The organism is Mesorhizobium sp. INR15, from assembly GCF_015500075.1.
GTDB lineage: Bacteria > Pseudomonadota > Alphaproteobacteria > Rhizobiales > Rhizobiaceae > Mesorhizobium.
This window is the reverse complement of record NZ_CP045496.1, coordinates 5,562,528-5,584,077: the sequence shown is the minus strand read 5'-3', so window position 1 is coordinate 5,584,077 and position 21,550 is coordinate 5,562,528. Positions and strand designations below refer to the sequence as shown.

Here is a 21,550-nt window from a genome sequence, read left to right as displayed (position 1 = left end):
GCGGCCCTGAAGGGGGCGAACCATGAACGATTGCCAAACATAGGCAGAAACCGCAAGCTCCAAAAGTCCATTTTTGGGATGCGGCCATTGTGCTGCGAAATCGCGTCACTATACCTGTGGCGAGGCCTTTCAACACTTTTGGTTTGCGGAGACCGCACATATGGCTGACGATACCAGCATTTTCATCGGCGCCAGCCGCAAGCCCGATGACAGCTACCAGCGCGCTGAAGAGCTGCTGCTGCAATACGGCAATCGCCACGGCCTGGTGACCGGCGCCACCGGCACCGGCAAGACCGTGACCTTGCAGATCCTGGCCGAGGGTTTTTCCAACGCCGGCGTGCCGGTGTTCTGCGCCGACATCAAGGGCGACCTGTCTGGCATCGCCATGATGGGCACGGCGCAGGATTTCCTGGTCAAGCGGGCCGCTCAGGTCAAGCTCGATCCCTACGATTTCCAGGAATTCCCGGTGATCCTCTGGGATCTGTTTGGCGAACAAGGCCATCCGATCCGCGCCACTGTGTCCGAAATGGGACCGTTGCTGCTGTCACGCCTGATGAACCTGACCGACGCACAAGAGGGCATCATGAACATCGCCTTCCGTCTGGCGGATGAGGAAGGCCTGCTGCTGCTCGACATGAAGGACCTGCAGGCGCTGCTGGCCAACATCGCCGAACGTGCCGACGAACTGGGCTCGCGCTACGGCAATGTGACAAAGCCGTCAGTCGGCGCCATCCAGCGCACGCTGCTGGTGCTGGAACAGCAGGGCGCGGCGCATTTCTTCGGCGAGCCCGCTTTGCGTATTTCGGACATCATGCGCACCACCCGCGACGGGCGCGGTGCCATCAGCGTGCTTGCCGCCGACAAGCTGATGATGAATCCGCGGCTCTATGCGACCTTCCTCCTGTGGCTGATGTCGGAACTGTTCGAGGTGCTTCCCGAAGTCGGCGATCCCGACCGGCCGAAACTGGTGTTCTTCTTCGACGAAGCGCATCTCCTGTTCGAGGATGCGCCAAAGGTGCTGATCGACCGCGTCGAGCAGGTTGTCCGCCTGATCCGCTCGAAGGGCGTCGGCGTCTATTTCGTTACGCAGAATCCGCTGGACGTTCCCGAAACGGTTCTGGCCCAGCTCAGCAACCGTGTGCAGCACGCGCTGCGCGCCTACACGCCGCGCGAACAGAAGGCGGTCAAGACCGCCGCCGAGACCTTCAGGCCAAATCCCGATTTCGACTGCGCCACCGCGATCACTCAGCTCGGCACCGGCGAGGCGCTGGTTTCGACACTTGAGGCCAAGGGCATTCCGTCCATGGTGCAGCGGACGCTTATCCGGCCGCCATCGTCGCGGCTTGGGCCGATAACCGCAGCCGAGCGCCAGAAGCTGATCCAGGAAAGCCCGGTCGCCGGTCAGTATGACGAGACCATCGATCGTGAATCGGCCTTCGAGATGCTTCAGAAGAAGGCCAAGGAGGCGCAGGACGCCGAAGAGCAGGCGCAGCAGGCTGACAGCGGCCGCTCGCGCTGGACCATTCCCGGCTTTGGCAATGACGATCCCGCGCCTCAGCAGTCCGGAAGGCGGGCGCCGGCGCCTCGGCCATCCAACCGCCAGACCGTAGCGGAAGCGGCGATCAAGTCCGTGGTGCGCTCGGTTGGTTCCTCGGTGGGCCGGGCCATCGTGCGAGGCATCCTCGGTAGCCTGTCGCGCGGGCGCTGATGCGCTTAAGCAAAAGCCAATCCACCCGGTTCAGGCGGGGGATTGGCTCTGGAGCAATGCAGCGGAATTATCGAGTTGGTCTGGCCGTGTCGGCTGGGCCTTAAGTTGCCGGCACGCCGGAGTCGATCGCGATGGCCTTGTGGTTCGCGGTCGGCGTCATCGGCTGGGTCACATCAGCCGTCACCATCACAGGTGTCTTGCTCGGCACGCGGTCGAAGAGGTCGATGATGTCCTGGTTCATCAGGCGCACGCAGCCCGACGACACCGACTTGCCGATCGACTTCCATTCCGGCGATCCGTGCAGGCGGTAGAGCGTGTCCACATTGCCCTGGAACAAGTAGAGGGCACGTGCGCCGAGCGGGTTCTTGAGACCGCCGGGCATGCCGCCATTGTCGGCGCTGTATTGCTTCAACTCCGGCTGGCGGGCGATCATCTCTTCCGGCGGCGTCCACTTCGGCCACTTCTGCTTCCACTGGACCACGGCGTCGCCCGACCATGCGAAGCCGGCGCGGCCAAGGCCGACACCATAGCGGATCGCTTGTCCGCCCGGGCGCACGAGATAGAGGAAGTGGTTGGTGGTATCGACGACGATGCTGCCCGGCTTCTGGCCGGTCGGATCGGCAACGATCTGACGCAGAAACTGCTCATCGATCTTTTGGTAGGGGATGCCCGGCAGATCGAAACCGTTGTCGGTGACGGGAGCGTACATCGTCGCGTAGTCGGGCAGCGGCGGTTCGACATAGGCGGGCGGTGGCGGTGCAACCGGTGCTGTTGTGACGCATGCGGAAACCGCTATCGAAGCGGCGCCCAATGCTGCGGCGTTGAGAAAGCCGCGACGGCTCAGGCGAAAGGATTCGATATCGGTTATGGACATGGTTGCCTTCTTTAGGTCTCAAATCGCAACAAAGCATGAATACGCTGGCTTGCTGCGTTGCGTGTCTATCAACACTTGAGCGCGATAGGCGGTTCCGAATCGGGCCTGAAGGTGGACAAACAAAGGCGAAGCTGTGATAGCGCTGCCACTGTGGCGTCTGCGCAACAGACTTGCCGAGGGGCTTGCCGGTTAGCCGGCCGTGACCAGCGCTTCCAGCGACGGCAGGATCAGGGCTGGCGGAAAATCCCGGTATTCCTCGGGCTGATTGGAGCGGTTGATCCACACCGTGCGGAAGCCGAATCGGGTCGCGCCTGCGATGTCCCAGCGATTGGAGGACTGGAACGATATGGCAGCCGGATAAAGCCGCCGGTCGGTGGTGACCATGTCGTAAACCGCCGGATCGGTCTTGAAGCGCCTGACAGCGTCGACGGAATAGATGTCGTCCAGCACCTGGTCGAGTGCCGCGGACTTGACCGCTGCATGCAGCATTTCAGGCGAGCCATTCGACAGGATTGCCAGCCGCGCGCCCGAGGCCTTGAGCGCCTTGAGGACAGCCGGCACTTCCGGATAGCAGTCCAGACGCCAATAGGCATCCAGCAACTTGGCCTTGAGGCTGGGGTCGGCGGAGGGAAATTTGCGCAAGGCAAAGTCGAGCGCCTGTTCAGTCAACTGCCAGAAATCGGCGTAGGCACCCATCAGCGTGCGCACCCAGGAATATTCCAGCTGCTTGGCGCGCCAGAGCTCCGACAGCAACTGGCCGTCCGGCCCGATCGCATCGGCATGGCGTCGCACGGCGGCATGCACGTCAAACAGCGTGCCATAGGCATCGAATACGTAGGCGGCGTATTGCATGGCAACAGTTTTGAGGCGAGGCCTCACGCGGCGCAAGCCCCGATTGCAATCGCGGGTGGCTGGCCTCAACAAATCTCGGTCATGCAGGTTGACGCCACTCGTCAAAGCATCTTCCAATAGCCACACGAGACACGGAAACGGGACGAAGCGATGACACTGGCGGCTGCGGCACTTTCCGCGACATGGACTTTCGTGGATGGCGATTGGTACGAGGGCAATGTTGCCATCATGGGGCCGCGCAGCCACGCCATGTGGCTTGGCACCAGCGTGTTTGATGGCGGCCGTTGGTTCGAGGGTGTGGCGCCCGATCTTGAGCTTCACGCAACGAGAGTGAACTCTTCGGCGATCGCGCTCGGCCTCAAGCCCAATATGACCCCCGAGCAGATCGTCGGCCTGACCTGGGACGGGTTGAAGAAGTTCGACGGCAAGACAGCGGTCTATATCAGGCCGATGTACTGGGCCGAGCATGGCGGCTACATGGGCGTCCCGGCCGATCCCGCATCGACGCGTTTCTGCCTGTGCCTCTATGAATCGCCGATGATCCCGCCGACCGGCTTTTCGGTCACAGTGTCGCCGTTCCGGCGCCCGACGATCGAAACCATGCCGACCAACGCCAAGGCCGGCTGCCTTTATCCCAACAATGGCCGCGCCATCCTCGAAGCCAAGATGCGCGGCTTCGACAACGCCATGGTGCTCGACATGCTGGGCAATGTCGCCGAGACCGGCACGTCCAATATCTTCCTGGTCAAGGATGGTCATGTTTTCACCCCGGCGCCAAACGGCACGTTCCTGTCCGGCATCACCCGCTCGCGCACGATGGCGCTGCTTGGCGACTACGGCTTCAAGACCACCGAAAAGACGCTGTCGGTGCGTGATTTCCTCGAAGCGGATGAGATCTTTTCGACCGGCAACCATTCCAAGGTCGTGCCGATCACTCGCATCGAGGACCGCGATCTGCAGCCCGGGCCGGTGGCCAAGAAGGCCCGCGAGCTCTATTGGGATTGGGCGCACTCGACACCGGCCGCCTGACCACGACGCGGCGTATTTTTGGCCCGTCAAGGCAAGGGGCTTCAGCGTGACGCAGGGTTTCGCCGCGAAACCATGTGACACCCGCCGGGAACCCGCTTAGAAAGGGAACCGGCGCTTCATTCCGGAGTTGTTCCAGAACAATCCAGACCTATCTAAATCCGGTATCGACACCGGATCCTATCCACGAGGGAGTATTATCCATGGCTTTTGAATTGCCCGCTCTGCCCTACGACTATGAGGCCCTGCAGCCGTACATGTCCAAGGAGACGCTGGAATATCACCACGACAAGCACCACAAGGCCTACGTCGATAACGGCAACAAGCTCGCCGCGGAAGCCGGCATGGGCGACCTCTCGGTCGAGGACGTGGTCAAGCAGTCGTTCGGCAAGAACGCCGGCCTCTTCAACAACGCGGCCCAGCATTACAATCATATCCATTTCTGGAAGTGGATGAAGAAGGGCGGCGGCGGCAACAAGCTGCCGGGCGCATTGCAGAAGGCTTTCGACAGCGATCTCGGCGGCTACGACAAGTTCAAGGCTGATTTCATCGCGGCCGGCACGACACAGTTCGGTTCGGGCTGGGCCTGGGTTTCGGTCAAGGACGGCAAGCTGGCGATCTCGAAGACACCGAACGGCGAGAACCCGCTGGTCCATGGCGCGTCGCCGATCCTCGGCGTCGATGTCTGGGAACATTCCTATTACATCGACTATCGCAACGCCCGGCCGAAATATCTCGAGGCCTTCGTCGACAGCCTGATCAACTGGGATCACGTGCTCGAGCTCTACGAAAAGGCCTAATGCATGTCGCCCAAAAGTGCGCAGCGGTTTTGGGTCAACGACATGCACAAAAACCAGGCATTGAAGCCTGTTGGTCGAGTCTGTTTGGACGCGACGGGCTTGAAGGCCTGAATAGTTCTGAGAAAGCCCCGGCAATCCGGGGCTTTTCTTTTGGTGCTGCGGCGGCACTCGAAAAAATCACACAAGCGTGAGGTGAATCCGGAATTTTCTGACCACTCTTGCCGTTATCGTTCTGTCTCGAAATGTCTGCACTCATGGAGCCAACTGAATGAGAAAGCTTGTTATCGCCATCTCTATGCTCGCACTCGCGGCCTCGGCGGCCTTTGCCGATCCTATCCTCGACAGGCAGGCTCTGATGAAGGAGCGGGGAAAGATCGTCGGCGGCCTGTCGAAAGTGGTCAAGGGCGAGGAGCCTTTTGATGCCGCTGCGGTGCTGACGGCACTCCAGGCGCTGCAGGTAAACGCCGAGAAGTTCGACGTCGACGCCCTGTTCCCGGCTGGCAGCGACAAGGGCGATACCACGGCGTCTCCAAAAATCTGGGAAGACATGGCCGGCTTCAAGGCGGCCGAGGACAAGTACCTTGCCGACGTTAAGGCAGCCGCTGCCGCCGCTCCAGCCGATGTCGATACGCTGAAGACACAATTCGGCACGATCGCTTCCAATTGCGGCACCTGTCACCAGGGCTATCGGGTGAAGAAGAGCTGATAGCGGGCGATGCCCTCCCTGAAGAAACTTGTCGGTGCCCTCGTCATTCTGGGTGGCCTCGGCGCGGTCGCCGGGTGGGTCTTGTCGGCGCCGGTGAAGCTCGGGCCAGAAGCCCTGGCCAAGCTGGGGCCCGGCGACGCCGCCAAAGGCAAACGTATTTTCTATGCCGGCGGCTGCACATCATGCCATGCCAGGCCGGGTTCGCAAGGCGATGCCCGGCTTGAGCTGGTGGGCGGCCTCGAACTCAAGACCCCGTTCGGCATCTTCGTGCCGCCCAACATCTCGCAGGATGCCAAGGACGGTATCGGCGCATGGTCGGTGGAAGACCTCTCCAATGCCATGCTGAAAGGTGTCTCGCCATCAGGCGAGCATTTCTATCCGGCATTCCCCTACGCCTCATACGCGCGGATGAACCCTGCCGACATTGCCGATCTCTATGCTTTCCTGAAGACGCTGCCGGCGGTTGCCGGCAAAGCGCCCGACAATTCACTTTCGTTCCCGTTCAACATCCGCCGCGGCATCGGCTTGTGGAAACTGCTTTATCTCAGCGATCGACCGGTGGTTTCTTTCCCCGAAGGCACACCCGCACCGGTGATGGCAGGCCGGTACCTTGCCGAAGGGCCAGGGCATTGCGGCGAATGCCACACGCCGCGCGATTTTTCCGGCGGAACCAGGAAGAATGAATGGCTGGCCGGCGCCGTGGCTGCCGAAGGCAGCGGTGTCGTGCCCAACATCACGTCGGGCGAGGGTGGCATCGGCGACTGGTCGGAGGCCGACATTGCCAACTATCTCGAAACCGGATTCACGCCCGTTTTCGATTCCGTTGGCGGCGCCATGGTCGATGTGCAGAGAAACATGGCTGAACTGGCACCCGAGGATCGTGCCGCGATCGCCGCCTACCTGAAAGCGATACCGCCGCATTCAAACGGCTATCCGGCACGCAAGCCGGCTGCGAATTGATCTTCGACGCGTCAGGAAGGCTGGGCTGGCGCTGGAAACGCTCAGATCATCTTCGCCAGTGCGACCTCCGCGTGATCGAAATTATGTTCAGGCGGCCAGTTGGAATGGTCTAGCGGTCACCCAGAAAATCGAAGCCGGTCTCGAAGAAATGGTTGTAGTTGCAGGTGAGTTCGTCGCCGGCCGCGATGTCGCGCAGCGCGAAGCTTTCCTCGGGCGAGGAGACGTCGCAATTCGGCTCGTCGGCATGGTTCATGTAGCGCGCGTCGTCCGCCTCGAAGACAATGTGTCTGGGGTCGCGCCGGTCAGGGTAGGAGTAGCGGTCGAGATAGCTCTTCACAGGCCCGGTCTGGGCCTCATAAGTCTCGACGTCGATGACCCGGTCGAACCTTGGATCCAGCTTCCAGAGCAATGTGCCAGACGGAATGTGGTTCTTGGCAAAAACCCCGATGCCCTGAATGGAAGATTTGTCGAGATAGGTGTCGACGAGCAACATGTCAGATCCTTGCGAGACGGGGATTGGTGGCGGTGGCCTGAAAAAGCCGGGCATTGGGTAGCCCGAGGCCATCGCAATTGCGAGCGGAAAATCGGCTCGCAATTGCATGTCACCCAAATGTGCGCATTGGCTGGAAAGCCAAGGCGCGGCTCCGAGCTCTTCGAACGCGAAGTGTACTAGTCGTTTGCGGCAAGATCAGCCTTGCCCGTCACCTTCAATGTGAAGGAATAGGTGAAGGCGATCTCCTCAAGCCTGGAAAAGCGGCCGGAGGCGCCGGCATGGCCTGAGTCCATGTTGATCTTGAACAGCACCGGGTTGTCGCCGGACTTCCGTTCACGCAACCGTGCCACCCATTTCGCCGGCTCCCAATAGGTAACGCGCGGGTCGGTGAGGCCTGCGAGCGCCAGGATCGGCGGATACTCGAGTGCGGCGACATTGTCATAGGGCGAGTAGGCAGCGATCGTCCGGTAGTCTTCGGCGGATGCGATCGGGTTGCCCCATTCAGGCCACTCAGGCGGTGTCAACGGCAGGCTTTCGTCGAGCATTGTGGTCAGCACGTCGACGAAGGGAACCTCCGCGACAATGCCGCCGAAACATTCAGGCGCCATGTTGGCGACGGCGCCCATCAGCATGCCTCCGGCCGACCCGCCTTGGGCGACGATGCGGTCATGCGCGGTGTAGCGCTCGGCGACCAGGTGGCGTGCGGTGGCGATGAAATCGGTGAACGTGTTCATCTTGTTCTGCCGCTTGCCGTCATCATACCAGCCATAGCCCTTGTCCTTGCCGCCACGGACATGGGCGATGGCAAAGACAAAGCCGCGATCGACCAGCGAAAGGCAGTTGGTGTTGAAGGCCGCCGGCACGGTGATGCCATAGGAGCCGTAGCCGTAGAGCAGGCAAGGCGCTGATCCGTCCAGCGGCGTGTCGCGGTGATACAGCAGCGAGATCGGCACCAGCTCTCCGTCGGCTGCGGGCGCCATCAACCGCCGCGTCACATAGAGGTCGGGCTCATGGCCGGACGGCACTTCCTGCGTCTTCAGCAGAACGCGTTCGCGGGTGCGCATGTTGTAGTCGAAGACTTGCCCGGGCGTCGTCATCGACGAATAGGAAAAGCGCATCATCTCGGTATCGTATTCGTAGGAGCCTGACAGGCCGAGCGAGAAGGCCTCCTCGCCGAGCGACAGAAGATGTTCCTCACCGCTCTTGCGGTCATGCACGACGATGCGCGGCAGGCCTTCCTTGCGTTCAAGCCTGACCATGTGGTCCCTGAAGCCGATTACAGAGAGGATCAGCCTGCCGGCTTCGTGCGGCACCAACTCCTGCCAGTTGGCGCGCACCGGATCGCTGGCCGGCGCCGTCATGATCTTGAAGTCCTTGGCGCCGTCCGCATTGGTGAGGATGAAGAAGACATCGCCGCCTTCCTCCAAATCATATTGAAGGCCTATCTCGCGCGGCGACACCAGTTTCGGCTCGGCAAACGGGTCACTGGCGCTCAGCAGGCGATATTCCGAAGTCTCGTGATCGTTGATGCCGATCATGATCCATTCATTATTGCGCGTGCCATCGACATTCATGAAGAAGCCAGGATCGGTCTCCTCATAGATCAACCGGTCGCTCTCCGGGCTTTGTCCAAGCGCGTGGAACAGCACCTTGGATGGCCGGTGGTTGGGGTCGAGGCGGGTGTAGAAGAAGCCGTCATCGCCAGCGTCCCAAACGCCCGAACCGCCGGTGTCGGGAATCTGGTCCGCAAGTTCCTTGCCGTCGGCAAGGTCGCGCACCCGAAGCGTGTAGAATTCGGAGCCCTTGTCGTCGAATGCCCACAGAAGCTTTTTGTGGTTGGACGAATGATCGATGCCGCCAAGGCGGAAATAAGCCTTGCCTTCGCCTTCCGCGTCGCCGTCGAGCAGGATCTGTTCGGTCCCGCCGTCGCGCGGCATACGGAAGTAACGCGGCTGCTCGCCGCCCAGCTTGAAGGATGAACCATAGGAGTAGGGCCCGTCCTTCATCGGCACCGAAGAGTCGTCCTCCTTGATCCGTCCCTTCATCTCCTTGAACAGCTGTTTTCGCAACTCGACCGTGTCCGCCATCAATTGCGACTGGTAGACGTTTTCGGCTTCGAGTTGGGCTCGTATCCGTGCATCGAGCAACGCCGGATCCCTGAACATCTCTTGCCAATTGTCGGCGCGCAGCCAGGCATAGTCATCTGTCCGCGTCACGCCGTGATGCGTATCGGAAACCGGTTGCTTTTGGGGCTTTGGCGGGTTGGCGATCGGGAATACTGCGGTTCGGGTCATTGAGTCTCGCTTTGGAAGTATCTTGAATGGCGAATGAACACGCCGATCAGCGCGGGTTCAACAGCTGGGAATTAGTGATGTGGTCTAGCGCCAGGAGATGAGCCGGAAGGAGAAGTGATGGGTAATTTCGTTCGCACTGCCGCGGCTCTGGCTGTCGTTTCGACTATTCTGGCCTTCGCCAGCCAATCTCATGCGACCGTATTCGCGGCTTGGCAAGTGGCCAATGTACCGTTCGGCGATACGCTGAATGTTCGCAAATATCCTTCAGGCGGGTCCCAGAAACAGGCCGCATATCCTAATGGGACGGTTCTGCGGATGACCGGCAGATGCACCGGCGGAATAAACTTGCTGGATATAGCCAACCAGCCTGCATGGAAGCAGGAGCAGAAGGTTCGCTATCTCTGGTGCGAAATATGGCATGACCCGGCGCAGAACGGGAATTTCGTTACCGGCTGGGCCTATGGGAAATACATCACTCCGCGCTGATTGAGCGTCGCTGGGGGCGAAGATCGTGCACGATGGCTTACAGCAACTTGCGGTTTAGCCATGGTTGCGGAGCAACCAAGTAGCCGGCGTGACGGTCAAGCTTAAACAAGCATCCGAGGCTCATCATGCGAGTTACGGCAAATGTAGTGCAGAATTTACGCTACGTCAGCTGTTGCTCGTTTTTCGGGCGAAATGTCGCAAAATTACAAAATGCACGAAAGAGTGAAGCTGATCCTGGAATATTTGACCAATATCGCTGAATATAACGGAAGATACGAATTGACTTACTTTGCTCATGGGCTCATTAAGATTCCGCAACGCGAATCGCAGGAGCTCTTATCTGTGCAAAATTCGCGCAAAGCCCTGCCAGTAAAAAAAGGGGCGCAGTTCGAAACAACTCTCGTTGGGGCCTGATGAACATGGATATTGTCGAAACACCTTCCAGAAATAGCGATGCGCTGATCGAACTGACCGCCGACGTGGTGGCGGCCTATGTCAGCAACAACCCTGTACCCGTCGGCGAATTGCCAAACCTTATCGCTGACGTCCATGCTGCTCTCGGGCGTGTTGGCGGAACCACTGAACAGCCCCCTGCTGACAAGCAGAAGCCGGCTGTGAACCCGAAGCGCTCCGTGCACGACGACTACATCGTCTGCCTTGAAGACGGCAAGAAATTCAAGTCGCTGAAGCGCCACCTGATGACCCACTACGACCTGACACCCGATCAGTATCGTGAAAAGTGGAACCTGGATCCGAGCTATCCGATGGTTGCTCCCAATTACGCTGCTGCCCGGTCCCAGCTCGCCAAGAAGATGGGCCTCGGCCGCAAGCGCAAAGCGCGGTAAACGCTGTTTGCAACAAGATCGACACTCAACGGCGCCTTCGGGCGCCGTTTGATTTTAAGGGGCGAGCGCCGCAGGCCCGCGGGCCGTGAAGCGGATCAGGCGGCAGGCCTCAATGCGGCTTCCGCATCCCGCTTGATGCGCTTGACCATCGAGCGAAGGCCGTTGGCGCGTTGAGGTGAAAGATGCTCATCGAGGCCGAGCTCCTTCAGTGTGGCTTCGGCATCGGTCCTCTGTATCTCGCTGGCGGCCCTTCCCGAAAACAGCGCAAGCATGATCGCGACAAGGCCCCGCACGATATGAGCGTCTGAATCGCCCCTGAAGGTGATGACCGGATCGGCTCCCTGCGCTTGCTCGGTGGTCAGCCAGACCTGACTGACGCAACCCGGTACTTTGTTCGCTGCTTTGCGATCCTCATCCGGGAATGGCGGCAGGGCTTCGCCAAGCTCGATTACATAGCGATAGCGGTCCTCCCATTCGTCAAGAAACGAGAAGTCGTCGCGGATGGTTTGGATGGTGGCGGTCATGACGCCGGATATAGTCATGCGGTGGCGCCGCGTCACGGAAAAACAAAGACACCGCGGGCGTCGAGAGGTCAAACGCGCCCGCGGTGTGCCATCAAGCTGGCTGAAAGGTGTTAGTGTCTGACAGGCACCGGGGCCGTGTCGGGCAATACGACTTCCTGCGGCACGCTGCCGGTTGTCGTCGAGGTGTCGGGTTCGGCGGTCTTGCCGTCATCCAGCATGGCGGCCGCGATCTTGGCCGTCTCCTTGGCGCGGGCACTGATCGTGTGCATCGCGGACTTGCCGGTTTCGCAGACTTCCGGCTTGCGTTCACAGATGCCGGCGATATCGCCGACCGCTTCGCGCGCGGCAAACAGAGCCTGGAGTGGGCTAACGCTCTCGCGGCCCGACTCATCGGGGCCGACGCTGAGCGGCAGCGCCAAAAGCACCAGCGAAAACCAGAAAGCCATTCTTATAAGAAAGCCCATGCCCTTTGCCCTCTCGTCGCGACCGGATCATGCAGCCGTACGGCATGACCTCTTTTGTAGGCAGGATGTTGGCACACAGGCACAAAGGACGGCTTGCGCTGACCACGAGAATTTTCCTCAAATTTTAGGCAAATTCGAAACGAACCGTTTTGCTCTTGATCTGTCTCAAGCCTGATCAATTTTCTTCACCGCTCGGTAACCATCCATCCGCTTGTTTTTAATGCGTATTTTCTCAAACGTTGGTGCGCCGGCTCAGCGTACTGTCAAAGACACGGCCGCATCAGCAATAACCCTCCGTTTACTATGGCTGCATTTGCCCGGGCTTTCTGCCTTCGCCGTCCCGATATTTGCCATGAGCCAAGCCTTGGTTCGCCTTGCCTTATCCATTCCTTAAACGCTGGATGCGAGTTTCAGAGCCAACCAAAACAATCTGCCAAGCAGAGCTGTTCACGACAAGTGCGAGTGCGTTGAGTTGAGTTCAATCAAGGCCAGATACGTTGAATTGCCTGGCGCGATGGCAGCTGGTTGCGGGCGCATGGTGCATCCGACCGTGCTTGGACAAGGCGACCGCGAGCGTCAGCGCCGCTTCATTGGCGTCATGCTGGCTGCACCGTTCTTCGCCGCGGGCGCCGCGGTCACTCTGGTTACCTCGGGCATCGGCGCGGCTGTGACCGTTGCAGCGATCTTCGCCGCTTTCGGTCTTTGCTGGTTCGTTGCCTTGCTGGTCGCGGCAACAGGCAAGATGGCTCTGGCTGCACAGGTTGCTCTGGCAATGGCGGGCGTCGCGCTTGCCGGGCTCATTGCCGCGGCGGGAGGGCTGAGCTCTCCGGTCGCCATGTTGGCCGTGGCCCTGCCGTTCGAAGCCTGGTGGATCGGCGCCTCGCGGCGTGCCGTGATCTGGGGATCTGTCTCAGCCCTTGTCGCGGTCGTGGCTCAGCCTCTGGTTGGACCCTTCTTGCCGCTGGCCTCGGTGCAAATCCCTGCATGGCACTGGCTGGTGCCCTTGGCCTGGGCGCTCACGCTCATTCCGCGCATCTCGGCGTTTCGCGACGTCGACGGCGCATCGCATGACCAGGATACCGCCGGCCAGCTCGAAGACATCATCGATGCCGTGGTTTTGCGCATGGCCCGTCATGGCGAGGTTCTCGACGCCTCGGCGAAGGCGCGTACCCTGTTGAAGCTGCCGCCGGAACTGCTTTGCGGAAATGGTCTTTTCGATCGTGTTCATCTGTCGGATCGCGTCTCTTATCTCAGCGCGCTCGCCGATATGCGCGATGGCGTTCTGTCGCGCCGGCTCGAATTGCGCATCCGGTTGCCGCAAAACGGCAATGACCAGAAGGACAGCCGCCTGATGGCCGACAATTACCGGCCATTTTCGCTTGAACTGGTGCAGGCTGAAGACCAGGGCGACATCGTCACGCTTGTCCTGCGTGCCAACGACGAGATTGCCGGCCTGCGCGAAGATCTCGCGGCGGCCAATGATGCGGCTGCTGCCGCCGAAGTCGCCAAGGGCCGGTTCCTGGCGGTGGTGAGCCACGAACTGCGCACGCCGCTGAATGCCATTATCGGCTTCTCCGACATGTTGCTGCACGAGATGTTCGGCGCCTTCAAGGACCCCCGTCAGAAGGAATATGTCGGCCTGGTAAGAGACTCAGGACAGCACCTGCTTGCCGTCGTCACTTCGATACTCGATGTGTCGAGGATCGAATCCGGCGTCTATGCGACCGAGCCGGAGCCGTTCCGGTTCGCCGAAGCCGTGGACATGTGCCAGTCGATGATGCAGCTGCAGGCGAAGGCGAAGAACATCAATCTGCAGGCACAGATCGCCCCGGACGCAGGTGAGATAAACGCTGACCGCCGCGCCGTGCAGCAGATCCTCATCAACCTCGTCTCCAACGCCGTCAAGTTCACGCCCGAGGGTGGCGATGTCGTCGTCAGTGCCAAGCGGATCGGCTCGCGTCTGCATTTCTGGGTTCGGGATACCGGCATCGGCATTGCCGAGGAAGATTTTGCCAATCTCGGCAAGCCCTTCGTGCAGATCCAGAACGACTACACGCGCCGTTTCGAGGGAACCGGTCTTGGGCTCTCCCTGGTGAAGGGGCTCGTGGCACTGCACGAAGGCACGATGTCGATCGAAAGCATGCCGGGCGAGGGCACCACGGTGACCATCAGCCTGCCGGTGAATGGACCAAAAGGTCAGTCCGCCGACAAGGCAGGGGTGCTGCCCATGCCGGTTGCCAGGGCGAAAGGGGACCGAAATGGCTCGCTCCGCAAAACAGCCTAAAGCGGTCAAGCGCCGCGGCAACGCCTTCTTCAAGGACGGTGCTGTCGCTGTCGGCAGCATGATTTCGCGCAACCCGGTTCTGGTTGGCGGGTCAACGGCTTTCCTGGTGACGCTGTTCTATGTTTCGGCGAATGCGCTGTGGTACCAGCCCTTTCCACATGCAGGCGCGTTTTTCGCCACACGCAGCATTGAAGGTTTCCCTCGTGCCGGCAGCGACGAACCGGAGACCACGATCAACATCGTACGCCCGAGCGCGCAAGCCGCACCGGTGAAAAGCGACCCGGTCGTTCAACAGATCCAGGGCATATTGAAGGATCTCGATTTCTATTCCGGCACTGTCGACGGCATTACCGGACCCAACACCCGCAAGGCCATCCAGGCCTATCAGCAGAAGGTGGGGCTCAACGCGTCCGGCGAGATCGATGCACTTCTGCTCGATCAACTCGGCGCGACGCCGACCACGACCGCCGCCGTACCTCATCCGGTGCCGCGACCGGACACGCCAGCCGCCGTGCCGGTCTCATTGCAGACGAGCACGTCAGCGCAAGGCCCTGATCCGCGCATCGTCAAGATTCAGGCGGGGCTGAAGGCATTCGGCAACGACGACATGAAGTTGGATGGCGTGGTGGGCGCTCGCACCAAGTCGGCGATCAAGGAATTCCAGTCCCTGTTCGGGTTGCCGCAGACAGGCGAGCCCGACGAGGTCGTCTACGTCAAGATGCGTGAGATCGGTCTGACCAACTGACAGCTGGCATCCACCCCTCGCGGATCGGCGAAAACCTCGCTAAGTAGCGTCCGGATGCCATCCGGAGCTTGTTCATGCGTGTGACCACCGATTTCTGGGTGTCGGCCCTTGTGCGCCGGGTTTTCGGCGCCGGTGGCTTCGCGGCCGTGGTCAAGCGCGGATCGGCGGAGGCCGGCGCGGTTTTCGTGATGACACGCGGCAGGTTGGGCGATGTGGCTCTGTTTGGACCAGCGCCGCAGACGAGCTACGATTCGGCCAAGCCCGACGACCGCTTCTTCAGTCTGCTTGGCTCAGGCGATGATGCGGCTGTGCTTGATGCACGGCTGGAGCGCGAGAAAAAATTCGACCCCGACATCTGGGTTGTCGAGATCGAGGCCGGCGCTGTTCCGATCGAAGAGCTTATTTCCGTCAAGATGCCTTGAGGTTGGCGGGTCTGGAGCCGGCTACCCCGGCATCGTCGCTGTTCGACGCTTTCGGCGTGTCGGCATTGGCGGGCGCCAGCAGCGGCACCGCTTCGCGGATGGCTCGCGACACGGCCTCGACCTTCCAGTTGCGGACCTTGTCCAACGCCGCGTCGCGATGCAACAGGCGATAACGGTCGAGGAAGATCCGGATAGCCTCGGGATGCGGAAACTGCGCCGGATAGACGGCGACCGTAATCAGGAATGCCCTGTCTTCGCTCAGGTCCAGCGCCCGCAAGGCGGCAAGCAGCGCGGCATAGTTCTGGTTCGCGGTCAGCGACCGCGCAGTTGAAAAATCGATATCGAGGGCATCGGCGAGCGCGGTCTGGAAGAACGCCGCGTTTCCTGTCAGCGCCGTCTCGCGCAGCTTCACGTAGGCCCCGGAGCCGGCAAACGAGTTGATCGATGTGCCTGGTTCCTGATCACCGGTCCGCATCATCGACCGCAGACGGCGCCGTGCGTTCTCGGAGGCAAGGCCGGGGGACTGCTCTGTCGCGGGAGCGGGCAAGTCGGCCTTGATGTCGACTTGCCGATGTTCCGGCACAACCTTCGCGGCCGCTTCCGGGGGGCGGACCCGTACAAGCGTCGGCCTTTCAAGGGCCTTGATCAGATCGGCGATGGTCGAATTCAGATCCGGACGCCGTGCGATGGCCCGGGCATGCGGCAGTCCGTGCCGGCCGATCAGTGCGATGAGATCGATGTCGCTGAGCGCCCGCGAGCGGATGAGCAGCGGGGCGGCGATGTCGACAGGTTCTTCGCAAAGCCGACGCACAAGGGCCGCGGGCGCATATTCACATTCGGAAAGGGCGGCGGCGACATAGCGGCGCGATTCGACGGAAACATCGTCGAACAGCGGCAGTGTGAGGTCTTCCAGTTGACCGATCTCGCGGCGCGAGGGCCGGGTGAGCGAGCAGAATGCCGACACCGCCGCGCGGAAGAGCCTTTCGGCCTTTCCCGATTCCGCCCGTATGCCGATTTGTCTGAAATCCGAAGATGACACGAAGGATACGCCCGATACTCGACACACGCTCGACCACACTCGACCGGAATGGTGCCGGTTTCGCGCTGGCCTTGGTCAGGAATGTCCTGACCTTGGAACAAAGATCAAATTAGCGGCGATCCGTTAGCGCTCCGTTAACCCTCTGGCGTCCTTAATCATATTTGGAGGCGTTGCGTTGTGCTCCGGGGAAACCGAGAGGAATGCGCGAACCATGGGCATGGTACTGTCTTTCGTGCCGCGAACTGCGGCAACCAACCGAACAAGCCAGAACACCGGCACGCCGGCGGCGGTGATCATTTTTCCAGGCGTCCGTTACGAACGCTCGCGTGTAACAGACGCGCGGCCAGGCGGTCCCGACAAACCTGGATCGCCGCGGAACACACCTGTACCGCATCACTGATTCGGTAAATCGATAGCAAAGACCCGGTTTATCGCGGGTCCGGTTGATATCGGGCGCGGCTAGAAATCCTGCAGTTCGCACGAGCTCTGGTCGAGAAAGCGCGAGACGATAGGCTTCCAGCTGTCATCGGGCACAAAGCTGCGGATGACGAATATGCCTTCGTCAATCGGCGCTTCGACAAAGATCGCTCCTTGCAGGTCTTCGGGAAGATCCTTGCGGACTTCGATCATTTGCGCCGGTGTCAGCACGACTGCATCCAGCACGCGGCCCGTGGCGGTGTGGTCGTTGAAGGAATAGATGTTGTGCCCGTTGCGGTCATAGACCGAGACCGACCAGAACGGGACATTGCCCGGCGCCTTGACCCGCACCATCCCGTCAGTCAGGTCGAACCGGCAAGCGGTGGCATAAAACAGCGGATCGACTGACTTCACCACGGGCGCACCACCGGCTTCGGCGTCGAGCCTGGTAATCTTGTAGAGATCGGAAGCCATCGACAATCGCGACCATGCATCGCGTTCGGAAAATTCCGGAACCAGAAGCAGCACCACGATGTGCACGATGCCGGCGCCAACCAGCCCAAGCAGGATGGCGTGAAGCAGCCTACGCATCGCAACCCACCTTGGTGATGAGTGGCAGCGTGACATCCGAAAGACCGGTGCTGCTGGCGATAGGCGTGTCGTAGAATGTCAGCACGAAATACATCCTGCCGAAACCGTCCGAAAGCAGCCAGTTTCCTGGAGATGGACGCTTGCTGACCGAGATGATCACCGAGTTGTCGGGTTGGCGCAGGACCTGGTACGACTGAAGGGCCGCGAGCCTCGGCTTCGTCGTCTGGATCACGCCCAGCGATTGATCGGCCGCGTAGAGGGTCCAGAACCGGGCTGTCGGAAATCCGCCTACTATTTTGTAGGCACATTCGCGCTTGAGTTGTTCGCCAGCACTGTCGCGTTCGGCGACGAAGGACAGTCCCTCCGCCCGTCCAAGCGCCAGCACGCCTTCGCGCGCCACGCGGGCCTTGGAATAGGGATCCGCCGCCGGCGTGCCGATGTCGGGGAAAGCGGTCCACTGACCGATCCTGATCGCGCCGACACCATCCTGGATTTTCAGCGCATACCAGACGCTGCCGCCGCCGCCGCCAATGGCAAGGGCAAGCGTGACAAGCATCAGGAATGCGTTTTTGAGCATGAAGCGCCGGGAAGAGAGAATGCTGCTTGGGGATATCGCGCCGCAGGGGGCAATGGCAAGCGGTGCGATGGATTTGCCTTGCCCGCGCGCGGCGCGCGGATCAAAGCGCCGACAAGGTTTCCGGCGAGACTGGCGCACCAATGCTTGGCGCCGAGCGGAACAACGCCGTCATATCCTTCAGCACCTGCGTGGTTCGGCTGGATAGCACAGGCGGCCTCTCGGCGGCCGCATCAGCCGCTGCCTGTTCGGCATTTTTCTTTTCCGCTTCCCCGGCCTTGGCCGCGATCTCCTCGTCGACAAAGGGCTTGTCGATGCCGGGGATCGGCTTCAGATCGATATTCTGGTGCGCATAGACCATCAGGCGTTGCCAAACCATCGCCGGCAAGGAGCCGCCGGTCATGTTCTTTGTTGGCGAGAAGTCGTCGTTGCCCAGCCACACCGCCGCCGTGTAGTTGCCGGTGAAACCGACAAACCAGGCGTCACGGTAGGATTGCGTCGTGCCGGTCTTGCCGGCGACGACGATATTCGGAAGCTGGGCCCGCCGGGCGGTGCCCATCACCGGCACGGCGGCCAGCATCGTGTTCATCGATTTCAGCGCCTGCTCGGACAGCACCCGATGCGGCGGCACCGCGTCCTTGGCGAAGTCATAGACAACATCGCCTGTCCGGGTCACCAACTGCGTGATGCCGTGCCGGGAGCCGACGAAACCATTCTGCGCGAACACGCTGTAACCTGTCGCCTGGTCCATCACGGTCATGCCCGAAGTGCCCAGCACCATCGTCTTGTGCGCTTCGAGCGGCGACTCGACACCGAACGACTCCGCCATCGCTTTGATCGGCGGGATGCCGAGATAGTCCTTTGCCAGCCGCACCGGCACGGTGTTGATCGACTTGGCCATCGCCATGATCAAAGTGATGTTGCCAGCCGATTCGCCGCTATAGTTGTGCGGCGACCAAGTGCCCCAGCTGATTGGCCCGCCCGATATGATCGAGTTCGGCGTGAAGCCGTGCTCCATAGCCGTCGCATAGACATAGGGTTTGAAGGACGAGCCGGTCTGGCGCAGCGCCTTGGTGGCACGGTTGAACTGGCTGGCGCCGTAGTCGCGACCGCCGACGATCGCCCGCACCGCGCCATTGGTCTCGATAACGACCACCGCGCCTTCCGTGACGTTGTACTCCTTGCCGAACTGGCGGAGATGGAACTCCACCGATTCTTCCGCCGCCTTCTGGATGTTGGCATCGAAGGTGGTGTGGGCAACCAGCGAGTGCTGCCCCGGTTTCGCGATCTTCTTGACCTCGTCAAAGGCCCAGTCGAGATAGTAATCGGGGCTTTTCTGCTCGCCACGATCGACGACATCGGCCGGATGCAGTCGCGCCTGAAGCACCTGGCCCTCGGTCATGAACCCTGCATCGACAAGGTTGGACAGCACCACGTTGGCGCGCGCGCGGGCCGCTGGCAGGTTGATGTGCGGTGCGTATTTGGTTGGCGCCTTGAACAGGCCGGCGAGCATCGCTGCCTCGGCGAGGTTCAGGTCCTTGACGCTCTTGCCGAAGTAGAAATCCGCCGCCGCCTCGATGCCGAAGGTGCCGCCGCCCATATAGGCGCGGTCGAGATAGAGCTGCAGGATTTCCTTCTTCGACAGATTGGCCTCGAGCCACAGCGACAGGAAGGCTTCCTTGATCTTCCGTTCGAACGTGCGTTCATTGGTCAGGAACAGGTTCTTGGCCAATTGCTGGGTGATGCTCGAGCCACCTTGCACGACGGAATTCGCCCGCACATTCTCAAAGATGGCGCGCGACAGGCCAAGCACGTCGATGCCGTAATGCTCGAAGAAGCGGCGATCCTCGGTTGCGAGCACCGCCTTGATGACCTGGTCGGGCATCTCGTCGACCGGCACAGAGTCGCGCTGGATAATGCCGCGTTGACCGATCTCATTGCCGTAGCGGTCGAGGAAGGTGACGGCAAAGTCGCCCTGGGCGCGCCAGTCACCAGCCGTGTCCTGGAAAGCCGGTATGGCGAGCGCCAGCATGACGACGGTGCCACCGGCGCCGAGAGTGAAGCCTTCGCTCAGGATCTCGATAATGCCACGGCGCCAGCCAGTGACACGGAATCGCCGCGAGAAGATCGTCGCCGCCTCCCAGAACTGGCGCGCCTTGAACCCGATCTCATAGAGCGAGGAATCGACCCATGCGTCTATCGCCAGCAAAAATGCGGCGATCGGACCTCTTCTCTTGCGCGGTTCAGGACTGGCCATTCGGAAATCCGGCTAGGCGATGGCTCGACCTGAAGACTGCAAGAGGGCAATTTCAGGGCGGCGCACCAGCCAAGACTATTCATCCATTTTGAAGATCCTCACAAGGGCGGCGGGGCCACACCGGAAGCTTTGTTGGGGGCAGGGCGGGCTGAAGCACCCCGCACCCGAGGAGCCGCTTCTGCCTACCAGGCGCCCCCGGGGGCCGCTTGCGTGATCGATCGCCACGCCCTGACGGAATTTTGCTGGCCAGATCAGGCCGGCTCGCGCTTCAGCGCCTGCGCCATGCAATGGATACCGCCGCCGGTCTTTGAGATTTCGCTCATGTCGATGGCCGCGACTTCGAAGCCGCGCGCCTTGAGCTGGCCAATCAGCGACTGGCTCGATGTCGGCGCGATCACCCGGTCCTTGCCGAGGGACATGAAGTTGCAGCCGAGTGCCATCGTGTCCTGGAACGGTACGTCTATGATCTCGTGACCCTTGCCCTTCAGCCAGTCGACAATGCCCGGTTCGGTACAGGCCAGGCAGACGGCGGTGAGCTTTTCCGCGATAGGCACCACCATCAGGTCGATATGGACATAATACTCGTCGATGAAGGCGAGGCGGGTCTCCCAACCCTCCTTGTCGAACCAGGCCTGCACCTGGCGTGCGCCTTCCTCCTGTGTGCGGGCGCCGCCGCAACCGATCAGAACCACTCCCTCCTCGATGACATTGAAGTCGCCGCCCTCGAAGGTGCCTGATGTGACCATGTCATAGATCGGGATGCCGAGTTTTTCATAGGTGCGGATCGCGGCATAGTTTTCACCGCGCCGCCACCAGTTGGCCATGGCGGTGATGAACGCGCCGTAGGGCGTCATGACGCTGGAGTCGCGTGAGTAGACCTGCATTGGCAGTTCAGGCGTCGGCTCGTGCCAATGGATCTTGACGCCGAAATGCTCATAGGCCGCAACCAGGTCCTTGTGTTGCGCCTGGGCGATCTGGACGTTGCAGGGCGCTTCGCGCAGATGCTTGCGCGATAGCGAACTGGTCGACAGATGGCGCAGGAAGTTAGGCGAACCGAGCAGCACGTCGGTCAGCACGTCGGTCTCATTGGCAAAGGCCCAGGCCGTCAATGGCTTGGTGCCGCCGGCAGGGTTCCGGCGCTGGAGTGAAAATGGCTCGGCGACGATGCGGTCATGCAGGGTCATGGGTT

The 21,550-nt window shown here is 61.0% G+C and carries 22 protein-coding genes; 11 read left to right on the top strand and 11 right to left on the bottom strand.

Annotation, left to right across the window (positions count from 1 at the left end):
* Window positions 1–160: 160 nt before the first annotated feature.
* Complete coding sequence (locus GA829_RS27330; protein ID WP_195175682.1) at window positions 161–1,708, top strand: helicase HerA-like C-terminal domain-containing protein; 1,548 nt, start codon at window positions 161–163, stop codon at window positions 1,706–1,708.
* A gap of 100 nt (window positions 1,709–1,808) precedes the next feature.
* On the opposite strand, the gene GA829_RS27325 is transcribed toward GA829_RS27330, so the two are convergent.
* The gene (locus tag GA829_RS27325; protein WP_195175681.1) at window positions 1,809–2,582 is read right to left on the bottom strand and encodes a L,D-transpeptidase; all 774 of its coding nucleotides are present in this window, start codon (window positions 2,580–2,582) and stop codon (window positions 1,809–1,811) included.
* Between the two features lie 189 nt (window positions 2,583–2,771).
* Window positions 2,772–3,434, bottom strand: a complete 663-nt coding sequence (locus GA829_RS27320) for a haloacid dehalogenase type II (protein WP_195175680.1) — start codon at window positions 3,432–3,434, stop codon at window positions 2,772–2,774.
* Between the two features lie 150 nt (window positions 3,435–3,584).
* Between GA829_RS27320 and GA829_RS27315 the strand changes: the two genes are divergently transcribed.
* From GA829_RS27315 to GA829_RS27300, 4 genes are all read left to right on the top strand, one after another.
* Window positions 3,585–4,463 carry a branched-chain amino acid aminotransferase gene (locus GA829_RS27315; RefSeq protein ID WP_195175679.1) on the top strand — a complete coding sequence of 293 codons (879 nt, stop codon included), beginning with the start codon at window positions 3,585–3,587 and terminating at the stop codon, window positions 4,461–4,463.
* A gap of 200 nt (window positions 4,464–4,663) precedes the next feature.
* Complete coding sequence (locus tag GA829_RS27310; RefSeq protein WP_195175678.1) at window positions 4,664–5,260, top strand: superoxide dismutase; 597 nt, start codon at window positions 4,664–4,666, stop codon at window positions 5,258–5,260.
* A gap of 268 nt (window positions 5,261–5,528) precedes the next feature.
* A complete protein-coding gene (locus tag GA829_RS27305) occupies window positions 5,529–5,966 on the top strand; it encodes a c-type cytochrome (protein WP_195175677.1) in 438 nt (145 codons plus the stop codon).
* Between the two features lie 9 nt (window positions 5,967–5,975).
* The gene (locus GA829_RS27300; protein WP_195175676.1) at window positions 5,976–6,926 is read left to right on the top strand and encodes a cytochrome c; all 951 of its coding nucleotides are present in this window, start codon (window positions 5,976–5,978) and stop codon (window positions 6,924–6,926) included.
* A 109-nt stretch (window positions 6,927–7,035) separates the two neighbouring features.
* Here GA829_RS27300 and GA829_RS27295 read toward each other — a convergent pair whose 3' ends face one another.
* On the bottom strand, window positions 7,036–7,419 hold the full coding sequence (locus GA829_RS27295) for an SET domain-containing protein (RefSeq protein WP_195175675.1): 384 nt from the start codon (window positions 7,417–7,419) through the stop codon (window positions 7,036–7,038).
* Window positions 7,420–7,595: 176 nt separating this feature from the next.
* Window positions 7,596–9,713, bottom strand: coding sequence for a S9 family peptidase (locus GA829_RS27290; RefSeq protein WP_195175674.1), 2,118 nt, complete (start codon window positions 9,711–9,713; stop codon window positions 7,596–7,598).
* A gap of 117 nt (window positions 9,714–9,830) precedes the next feature.
* Between GA829_RS27290 and GA829_RS27285 the strand changes: the two genes are divergently transcribed.
* The 3 genes from GA829_RS27285 to GA829_RS27275 all read left to right on the top strand — a co-directional run bounded on the left by GA829_RS27285 (window position 9,831) and on the right by GA829_RS27275 (window position 11,044).
* Window positions 9,831–10,199: an SH3 domain-containing protein gene (locus GA829_RS27285; RefSeq protein WP_195175673.1), complete on the top strand. Its 369-nt coding sequence runs from the start codon at window positions 9,831–9,833 to the stop codon at window positions 10,197–10,199.
* Between the two features lie 222 nt (window positions 10,200–10,421).
* The gene (locus tag GA829_RS27280) at window positions 10,422–10,613 is read left to right on the top strand and encodes a hypothetical protein (protein WP_195175672.1); all 192 of its coding nucleotides are present in this window, start codon (window positions 10,422–10,424) and stop codon (window positions 10,611–10,613) included.
* Window positions 10,614–10,618: 5 nt separating this feature from the next.
* On the top strand, window positions 10,619–11,044 hold the full coding sequence (locus tag GA829_RS27275; protein ID WP_195175671.1) for a Ros/MucR family transcriptional regulator: 426 nt from the start codon (window positions 10,619–10,621) through the stop codon (window positions 11,042–11,044).
* Window positions 11,045–11,139: 95 nt separating this feature from the next.
* On the opposite strand, the gene GA829_RS27270 is transcribed toward GA829_RS27275, so the two are convergent.
* Both GA829_RS27270 and GA829_RS27265 read right to left on the bottom strand, forming a co-directional pair.
* Window positions 11,140–11,568, bottom strand: a complete 429-nt coding sequence (locus GA829_RS27270; protein WP_195179823.1) for a SufE family protein — start codon at window positions 11,566–11,568, stop codon at window positions 11,140–11,142.
* Window positions 11,569–11,678: 110 nt separating this feature from the next.
* Window positions 11,679–12,032 (bottom strand): DUF5330 domain-containing protein, encoded by a 354-nt coding sequence (locus GA829_RS27265; protein ID WP_195175670.1) that lies wholly within the window; start codon window positions 12,030–12,032, stop codon window positions 11,679–11,681.
* 535 nt (window positions 12,033–12,567) lie between these two features.
* On the opposite strand from GA829_RS27265, the gene GA829_RS27260 reads away from it, so the two are divergent.
* From GA829_RS27260 to GA829_RS27250, 3 genes are all read left to right on the top strand, one after another.
* Complete coding sequence (locus GA829_RS27260) at window positions 12,568–14,316, top strand: sensor histidine kinase (protein WP_195175669.1); 1,749 nt, start codon at window positions 12,568–12,570, stop codon at window positions 14,314–14,316.
* Window positions 14,291–15,061, top strand: a complete 771-nt coding sequence (locus tag GA829_RS27255) for a peptidoglycan-binding domain-containing protein (RefSeq protein WP_195175668.1) — start codon at window positions 14,291–14,293, stop codon at window positions 15,059–15,061. The genes GA829_RS27260 and GA829_RS27255 overlap by 26 nt, the downstream gene beginning before the upstream one ends.
* Window positions 15,062–15,135: 74 nt before the next feature.
* Window positions 15,136–15,483 (top strand): DUF1491 family protein, encoded by a 348-nt coding sequence (locus tag GA829_RS27250; protein WP_195175667.1) that lies wholly within the window; start codon window positions 15,136–15,138, stop codon window positions 15,481–15,483.
* Here GA829_RS27250 and GA829_RS27245 read toward each other — a convergent pair.
* From GA829_RS27245 to GA829_RS27225, 5 genes are all read right to left on the bottom strand, one after another.
* On the bottom strand, window positions 15,470–16,522 hold the full coding sequence (locus tag GA829_RS27245) for a DUF2336 domain-containing protein (protein WP_195175666.1): 1,053 nt from the start codon (window positions 16,520–16,522) through the stop codon (window positions 15,470–15,472). The two genes, GA829_RS27250 and GA829_RS27245, sit on opposite strands and share 14 nt — an antisense overlap.
* Window positions 16,523–16,981: 459 nt before the next feature.
* Window positions 16,982–17,530, bottom strand: a complete 549-nt coding sequence (locus GA829_RS27240; protein ID WP_195175665.1) for a DUF1254 domain-containing protein — start codon at window positions 17,528–17,530, stop codon at window positions 16,982–16,984.
* Complete coding sequence (locus GA829_RS27235; protein ID WP_195175664.1) at window positions 17,523–18,107, bottom strand: DUF1214 domain-containing protein; 585 nt, start codon at window positions 18,105–18,107, stop codon at window positions 17,523–17,525. Before GA829_RS27235 ends, GA829_RS27240 begins: the two co-directional genes overlap by 8 nt.
* A 100-nt stretch (window positions 18,108–18,207) precedes the next feature.
* On the bottom strand, window positions 18,208–20,361 hold the full coding sequence (locus GA829_RS27230) for a transglycosylase domain-containing protein (RefSeq protein ID WP_195175663.1): 2,154 nt from the start codon (window positions 20,359–20,361) through the stop codon (window positions 18,208–18,210).
* Between the two features lie 251 nt (window positions 20,362–20,612).
* The gene (locus tag GA829_RS27225; RefSeq protein WP_195175662.1) at window positions 20,613–21,545 is read right to left on the bottom strand and encodes a dimethylarginine dimethylaminohydrolase family protein; all 933 of its coding nucleotides are present in this window, start codon (window positions 21,543–21,545) and stop codon (window positions 20,613–20,615) included.
* Window positions 21,546–21,550: the final 5 nt, after the last annotated feature.